Source organism: Pseudomonas sp. PA27(2017), from assembly GCF_001945445.1.
Classification (GTDB): domain Bacteria; phylum Pseudomonadota; class Gammaproteobacteria; order Pseudomonadales; family Pseudomonadaceae; genus Aquipseudomonas.
The window spans coordinates 1-2,815 of the sequence record NZ_MSXW01000051.1; the positions used below are offsets into that span (position 1 = coordinate 1).

Annotated in this window: 2 protein-coding genes; both read right to left on the reverse strand. The window is 64.0% G+C overall.

What is annotated here, in order from left to right; translation table 11 throughout:
* Positions 1-230: 230 nt before the first annotated feature.
* On the reverse strand, positions 231-1,091 hold the full coding sequence (locus BVH06_RS19020; RefSeq protein ID WP_075935126.1) for a LysR family transcriptional regulator: 861 nt from the start codon (positions 1,089-1,091) through the stop codon (positions 231-233).
* An 89-nt stretch (positions 1,092-1,180) separates the two neighbouring features.
* Positions 1,181-2,311 carry an HPP family protein gene (locus BVH06_RS19025; protein ID WP_075935127.1) on the reverse strand — a complete coding sequence of 377 codons (1,131 nt, stop codon included), beginning with the start codon at positions 2,309-2,311 and terminating at the stop codon, positions 1,181-1,183.
* Between the last annotated feature and the right edge of the window lie 504 nt (positions 2,312-2,815).

Genomic DNA, 2,815 nt, shown 5'->3' on the forward strand with positions numbered 1-2,815 from the left:
GTGGGCTCAAGCGAACAGAAGCCCTGACCATCCTGGCCCGTAAACTCGCTCGTATCGCCTTTGCGCTGATGCAGAAGCAGGTCGATTACAACCCCGAAAAAGGGGGATCCTTGACATAGAATCTCCCACAGTGATCGCAAGCAACCCAGCAGCCGCGCAGGAGCGTCGACCCGGCGCGAATGATGATAGCCCCGACACGTTCTAAACGTCGGCCTGACGCAATGCTTCCTTTATAGCGCCGGATCCCAGCGCTGCGACCAGTCGGTGTCCTGCGCGGCGATCTCGCGCAGCAGTTCGAAGCTCTGCTGCAGGGCAGCCGAGTCCCGTTCACGGGAGTACACCAGATAGGTCGGGTAGCTGAACTCCGGCGCCTTGGGCACCCGTTCGAGCACCTTCTTGTCGAGGTAGCTCTGCACCACCCGCGTGCGGAAATAACCGGAGCCGCCATGCTCCAGAATGTACTGCAGGGCAAGCGGCCCGAGATTGAAGGACACCGGTGCCCGCGCCTTGTCCGGCAAGGCGCGGTCATGCTGGGCGCGAAAGCTGTCGCTCCAGTCGATGAACACGTAGGGCTCCGGGTTCGCTGCCCGCACCAGGATCAGCTTTTCCTCGAGCACCTGCTCGACCTGCACGCCGGCCCAGTAGGTGGGCTGGTAGACCAGCGCCGCGTCCATCACGCCCATCTCCACCTGACGCAACAGGCTGGCACATTCGGCCACCTGGGCGCGCACCGCGTAGCCGTCGATGCCCTGGCGGATGGCGCTGACCCAACGCAGCATCAGCGGATTGCACAGGCTCACCTCGCCGCCGATATGCAGCACGTTGTGATAGCCGTCCGGCAACGGCAGGTCGCGCTGCGCGGCCTCCCAGGTCTGCTGGATCTGGTTGGCGTAGGTGACGAACGCCTCGCCATCGGCGGTCAGTCGCGCGCCAGCGCGATTGCGCACGAACAGCGTGCTGCCCAGGTGGCTTTCCAGCTTCTGGATGCGCGCGGTGATCGCCGTCTGGGTCACGTGCATGCGCTCGGCGGCGGCGATGAAACTGCCGCTACGGACGATTTCCAGAAAGGTGCGGGTAAGGTCGATATCCATGGTCGCTGAGCCAGCCCGATTGGCGCTGGCGATTCCTCAAGCTTGATCTGGCGCCCAGTGTACGGGCGCGCGGCGGATCATTCGATGCTTCAGTCAAGGTGCCTGAGCAGATCTCGGTGCAGCGCGGCGACCAGGTCGGTCTGGGTAATCACCCCGGCCAGCCGGCCCTCGTCGAGCACCGGCAGGCAATGCAGGCCATCGTCGGAGAGCAACGCGATCAGGTCGACGACATGGGTATCGACCTCCACCGTGCGCACCGGCGCGGTCATCAGCTCGCCCAGCGTCTGCTTCTTCTGCAGACCAAGAATCGCCCGCAGGTTGAAGGCGCTGGCCCGCGTGGCGCTGACCAGATCGACCAGGCTGACGATGCCGACCAGTCTGCCGGCGTCGAGAATCGGCAGCGCCTTGAGGCCGTGATGGGTGAGCAGGTACAGGCCCTTGGCGACCGCCGTTTGCGGCGTGGCATGAATCAGGTCGCGGGACATCATCTGCCCGGCACGGATCTCGCCCATGCTGCGGCGCAGCGCGTGCTTCTCGGTGCTGCGCACGATCAGCTCGAGGTCTTCGCGGGTGATATCGACGAAGGAGCCCAGTTCGTCGAGCGCATAGTCCAGGTCATTGGCATTGATGCCGGCGCGCTCGCTTGGCAGCGGGTCGCGGGTGTGATGCACCGCAGGCGTGCCGGGGTGCGGGCGCGGATACGGCACGCGGGTCAGATTGTTGTAGAGCAGCGCGCAGGCCAAGAGGCCGACGCCGGCGGTCATCGCCGCCAGCGCCGGCTGCCAGAACGGCTCGCCCGGCAACGGCGTGGCGAACACCATGCAGAAGGCGATGGCCCCGCCCGGCGGATGCAAGCAGCGCAGCGGGCACATCAACAGCAGGCTCAGGCCCAGGGCCAGCGCTGCACCGAGCAAGCTGTGATCGATGAAATGGCTGATCGTCAGTGCTACGGCACTGGCGCACAGGTAGCTGCCGAGAATCGACCAGGGCTGGGCCAGAGCTCCCGAGGACACGGCGAACAGCAGCACGGCCGACGCTGCCAGGGGGCCGGAGAAATGCACCGCCATGTGCAGACCGAACAATTGGCTGCACACCCAGGCGCTGAACAGGAACCCGGCGGCGGCACCAAAGGCGGCGCGGCTCCACTCACGAGGACGGCTGTGCAGGGCATCAGGCAGAAAGGCGGAGAGCCATTGGGGGAAATGCGCGTGGGACTTCATCGCTACCGTCGAAAAGATCGAGCCTCTCAAATGAGAGGCCCGCTGGGTACCGCTGGAAGCGGCTGGCAGGAGCATCCGTCCCTGGATGATGTACTCGTCTGTTTGCAACCTTGCCCGCCCCGGCAGAGAAACCGTGGCGAGCAATGGAGCAGAGTGTGACGAAGGGTTTAAGCGCGATCAAACGAATAATAATGAAGGATCGATAAGCTTTTTTTGATATTAACCACGAACTTCAGTGTCGTAGCCCGGGTCGAGCGAAGCGACACCCGGGGCCAAAAGCTCCTGGGTATCGCTGCGCTCAACCGCAGGCTACGTATGATCGGCTGTGCCCTTAGAGCCTGTTCAGAGTCTCGCGGGCTAGAGCAATGCAAGGCCTGGGCGGCCCCGCAAAAACAGGCGAGGACCGGTCGGAGTCGCGCCCGACTTTACGAGCTGTAAATGAGCAGTCTGACGGGAACGCCTAGTTTGGGCTGGCAATCCAGCCTGTTTTTAACGCCGCAGTGC

What these genes read in the sequence shown, in the direction of transcription:
- BVH06_RS19020 (WP_075935126.1), bottom strand. Translation starts at nt 1,091, where the DNA reads ATGGATATCGACCTTACCCGCACCTTTCTGGAAATCGTCCGTAGCGGC.
- BVH06_RS19025 (WP_075935127.1), bottom strand. Translation starts at nt 2,311, where the DNA reads ATGAAGTCCCACGCGCATTTCCCCCAATGGCTCTCCGCCTTTCTGCCT.